At 53.1% G+C, this 4,619-nt stretch carries 7 protein-coding genes; all 7 read left to right on the top strand.

Features of this window, described 5'->3' with window-relative positions; genetic code table 11:
* Window positions 1–901, top strand: a 901-nt coding sequence (locus tag HYU99_11590; protein MBI2340988.1) for a hypothetical protein, incomplete at its 5' end; no start/stop codon positions are given.
* Between the two features lie 266 nt (window positions 902–1,167).
* On the top strand, window positions 1,168–1,404 hold the full coding sequence (locus HYU99_11585) for a hypothetical protein (protein MBI2340987.1): 237 nt from the start codon (window positions 1,168–1,170) through the stop codon (window positions 1,402–1,404).
* Window positions 1,391–1,780: a PIN domain-containing protein gene (locus HYU99_11580; protein ID MBI2340986.1), complete on the top strand. Its 390-nt coding sequence runs from the start codon at window positions 1,391–1,393 to the stop codon at window positions 1,778–1,780. Before HYU99_11585 ends, HYU99_11580 begins: the two co-directional genes overlap by 14 nt.
* 61 nt (window positions 1,781–1,841) lie before the next feature.
* Window positions 1,842–3,002, top strand: coding sequence for an ADP-forming succinate--CoA ligase subunit beta (sucC, locus tag HYU99_11575; protein ID MBI2340985.1), 1,161 nt, complete (start codon window positions 1,842–1,844; stop codon window positions 3,000–3,002).
* Between the two features lies 1 nt (window position 3,003).
* Window positions 3,004–3,894 carry a succinate--CoA ligase subunit alpha gene (gene sucD, locus HYU99_11570; protein ID MBI2340984.1) on the top strand — a complete coding sequence of 297 codons (891 nt, stop codon included), beginning with the start codon at window positions 3,004–3,006 and terminating at the stop codon, window positions 3,892–3,894.
* A gap of 109 nt (window positions 3,895–4,003) precedes the next feature.
* Entirely contained in the window at window positions 4,004–4,429 is a 426-nt protein-coding gene (gene ndk / locus HYU99_11565; GenBank protein MBI2340983.1) for a nucleoside-diphosphate kinase, read from the top strand.
* A 10-nt stretch (window positions 4,430–4,439) separates the two neighbouring features.
* Window positions 4,440–4,619: hypothetical protein (locus HYU99_11560; protein MBI2340982.1), on the top strand; the 180-nt coding region annotated here is incomplete at its 3' end.

The raw sequence follows: 4,619 nt of genomic DNA, 5'->3' as shown, positions 1-4,619 counted from the left end.
TCAATTCAATGAAGAGACAAAAGGCAAAACCGCCGAACAGAAATGGGAATATCTCAACCATCTCGGCGGCGGTGAAGGGGGAGCGCTGGTGGATGTCTTTGAAAAAACCGGTCCAGCCGAGAAAAAGGCCGGAGAGATAACGGATGACGATCGTCGGACAAAGATCCGCAAAAATTTTCCGGAAGAAAACAGGAAGTACGTCGCCGATGCCTTTAGCGACATTGTTGAGAGGGAGAAAATGCACAATAATCCCTTGGACACAGAGGCGGCAGATGCTCATAAAAAGGCGGAGCGGGCACGGAAACTGGTGGATGGTTATAAGCCTGGAAATGCCCGATCGGAGCTGGCCTTGGTCAAAGGGCTTGGCGTCACGCCGACCGATGAACAGGTGACGGCGGTGGAAAAAAGCCCGCGAAAAGGGGTTGGGGGGGCGCTTGATACGGCCGGAAAAGTTCAAAAGGATGTCGGAACAGGCGCAGGTATATTGGAGGCCGGTCCCAACATGGTTACCAAAGGAATCGAAGACGGTGTTAAACTGGCCGAGGCGGTGACACCGGGTGATGATGCATTCATGAATGCCGATCGAACGCAAAGAAGTGCTGATCAAGAGAAATTTAACACGAATCTCAAAAACGCGCGCGATAGGCGAAAGGACCCCTTTGTAAAGGGGAATGAAGAATTAACTAAAGAATACGGCGGCAAACCGGCCGAAGGCTCGCCGGGGGCCACGCTGGCGCAAGGCGTGGCGGCAGGCACAGCCCCGCAACCAGGAACTATGTTCGCTCCAAAAGGCACGCCCCAGCAGGGTCAGCCGCAGGAATCGGAAGACGAAAAGGACGCCAAAAAGGCCCAAGCGCGGTTCAATGAGGTTTATTACAAGAACCGGTTGGGAAAGATTTAAAAGCCCAATCCAAATAGAACATAGTAGAACATAGGGGACGTTGTTGACTTATCGGAATAACTACGAGCACCGGTTTGATGGAAAAAGCCGGGAAATCCCCCCGGCTTTTTTGAGAAGATTTTGTTCTTCAATTTGTGAGAGGAATTCACTATAAAAAAGCGCGCATACCTCCTGATCCGATAAGTTAATCACTCCTTTGAATTTTCACCCTTGACGAAAAATATCTACAATGTAGAATACAATGTAGAACAATGGGGAAATGGTTTATGGCGTTAAACATTGTTACTGATAAAAAATTTGATGAAGCCCTGGGCTGGCTGGTAAAAAAGGGCAAGAAAACAAAATCCGATGTTATTCGCGACCTTGTTCTGGAGAGGTATCAGAACAAGAGGCATGGCTTTCATTTTGGCGCGTTATCCCGCCTGATCAAGGGTAAAAAACCAGCCTCGGGAGAAATTCTTAAAGATCTCAAGCAAATCGACAAAGACCATGATCTGGATTGATTCCAGTTTTGCCGTCGAGTGGCTCTTGGGAAGCCGCCGGGCGGAAAAAACCCCTTTTACAAACCAGCCCGGCGCCATACTCCCTGCCCAATATGCGGAAGTTCTCGTCTATTTCGAAAAAAAAGGGGTTGGGCTGACTGCGGTTGTGGAACAGCTTGAGCCGCTGGAACTGGGGCAGGCCACCCGCGAAGAATTGCAAAAAGGGGCTTCCCTCTACCTTCGTGCCAGAAAAAAAAGGGCAAAGGTGTCGCTGGCCGATGCCATGCTGGGGGCCGTGGCGTCAAGCCGTGACGAAGCAATCTTGTCTTACGACGGCGATTTTGCCGACCTTGGTTTTACCGAAGCAAACGGACTCTGGACTTCACAAAAATCCTAAAAGAAACGGTTTTCTCCTTTTCTTGACACCCCCGTGAATCCTTCATATACAAAGCCCTCCCATGAAAATCCACGAGTATCAGGGGAAGGAAATCCTTAAAAAATACGGGGTTCCGGTTCCGCGCGGAAAGGTGGCCGCGACCGCCGATGAGGCCTATTCGGTGGCCAAACAATTGGGCTCGCCGGTCGTTGTGGTCAAATCCCAAATCCACGCCGGCGGACGCGGGAAGGGGGGGGGCGTAAAGGTCGTCAAATCCCCCGAAGAGGCCCGTGATGCCGCAAAAAAAATGCTCGGTAATATTCTCGTGACGCACCAAACCGGCCCCGAAGGTAAAATCGTCAAAAAAGTTCTTGTCGAAGAAGGAAGCGCCATCGCGCGGGAGTTGTACCTCGGCGCCGTCCTTGACCGCGCCACCGCGCGAGTGACAATTATGGCGAGTAGTGAAGGGGGGATGGAAATCGAGGAGGTGGCGGCGAAGGAACCGGAAAAGATTGTTAAGATGGCGATTGACCCCTTAAAGGGGGTTGATGAAACAAGAACAAAAGAGGTGGCAGCCAAGCTCGATTTGCAGGGCACCCTTACCGAAAAATTTGTTCAATTTGTCCAAGCCCTCTACGATGCCTACGTGAAAGCCGACTGTACGATGGCCGAAATCAACCCGCTCGTTGTCACCAAGGACAATCATCTCTTGGCGTTGGATGCAAAAATCAATTTCGACGACAACGCCCTCTTCCGCCATCCCTCCACCGAGGCCCTACGCGATCTGGACGAGGAGGACTTGGCCGAAATCGAGGCGAAAAAATACGATCTCTCCTACGTCAGCATGGACGGCAATATCGGTTGCATGGTCAACGGCGCGGGGCTGGCGATGGCCACCATGGATATCATCAAGCTCCACGGCGGCGAACCGGCGAATTTTCTGGATGTCGGCGGCGGGGCGACGGCTGACAAGGTGACGGCGGCGTTCAAGATTATTCTGGCCGACCCCAAAGTGAAGGCCATTCTTGTCAATATCTTCGGCGGCATCATGCGTTGCGATATCATTGCCAACGGCATTGTCGCCGCCGCCAGGGAGGTTCACATCAAGGTCCCGGTGGTTATCCGCCTGCAGGGGACGAATGTGGATATCGGGAAAAATATTTTGCGGAATTCGGGGCTTGCGCTTATTTCGGAGGATGATCTCGCCAAGGCCGCCCAAAAAGTGGTTGCGTCCATTCAATAATATGTCGGTTCTGGTCAACAAAAACACGCGCGTGATGACGCAGGGGATTACCGGCAACACCGGCCAGTTCCACACCCGTGCGTGCAAGGAGTATGGCACTCAAATGGTGGCCGGTGTCACCCCCGGCAAGGGGGGGTTGGCGTTTGAGGGGATCCCCATCTTTAACACCGTGAAGGAGGCATCGGTTCAAACCGGTGCAACCGTCTCGGTTGTCTATGTCCCACCCAAATTTGCGGCGGGGGCTATTCTCGAAGCGGTGGAGGCCGATCTCGATCTGGTTGTCTGCATTACGGAGGGGATTCCAATCCTTGACATGGTGATGGTGAAGCGGAAAATGGAGGGGAAAAGGACGCGGCTTATCGGCCCCAACTGTCCCGGAATTATTACGCCGGGCGACCCTTCGACAGGCTCAGGGCCGGGGTGCAAAATCGGCATCATGCCGGCACCCATCCATCGGCCGGGAAAAATCGGCATTGTCTCCCGTTCGGGAACGCTTACCTACGAGGCGGTCGATCAGGTAACCAAAATCGGCCTTGGCCAATCGACCTGCATCGGCATCGGCGGCGATCCGGTCAACGGCACCAATTTTATCGACTGTCTGAAATTGTTTAATGACGATCCCGAAACCTCCGCGATTGTCATGATCGGCGAGATCGGCGGATCGAGCGAGGAAGAGGCGGCGGATTTCATCAAAAGGAACGTCAAAAAGCCGGTGGTCGGTTTCATTGCTGGAATCGCCGCTCCGCCGGGTAAAAGGATGGGCCACGCCGGCGCGATTATTGCGGGAGGCAAGGGAACGGCAAAGGAAAAAATTGCCGCCCTTGAGGCGGCGGGGGTTTTGGTTGAGGGGAGTTTGGCGGAAATTGGGGAGACGTTAAAAAGCGTTTTATAGGCAAAGGCGAGAAAGCAGATAGCAGAAAGCGGAAATCGGAAAGCGGATTTAATTATCTGCTATCAGCTTTCGGCTCTCTGATTTCTGATCTCTCGCAGTTGCAGACTTTATGGCCAAAGAACAAACATTGGGCATCATCAAACCCGACGGCGTGTCGCGCAATTTGATCGGCGAGATTTTCCGGCGCGTCGAAAAATCGGGCCTTAAAATTGTCGCCGCCAAAATGCTTCGCCTTGACAAGGCAAAAGCGGAAGGCTTCTACGCCGTTCACAAAGGCAAGCCGTTTTTTGACCCGCTGGTCGGCTATATGACCACCGGCCCCGTCTTGACCTTTGTCATCGAGGGAGAAGGGGCGATCGCCAAATGGCGCGACACCATGGGGGCCACCAATCCCGCCAACGCCGCGCCGGGAACCATCCGGAAGGATTTTGCCGAAAATATCGAGCGGAACACCGTGCACGGCTCCGATGCGCCCGAGACGGCGAAGTTTGAAGTGGGGTATTTTTTCAAAGAAAATGAAATTTTTTCGAAATAGCGAGGTCATCATGAAAAAAGTTCTGATTTTGGCGGTTGCGGCCCTGGTCCTCAAAACGCCTGTTGTCCTGGCCAAAGGCTCCCTCGATTGCCGGCTTAAATTCAACTTAAGCTCGTGGTCTGTTTTCTACAAATCGGGCAAGGGAACGGGAACCATCACCTGCGACAACGGCGAGGCGGCGGGGGTGAAG

The sequence above is a fragment of the Deltaproteobacteria bacterium genome (genome assembly GCA_016183175.1).
Classification (GTDB): domain Bacteria; phylum UBA10199; class UBA10199; order UBA10199; family SBBF01; genus JACPFC01.
Note: the sequence above shows the minus strand (reverse complement) of the source record. Positions and strands in the feature narration are given on the sequence as shown.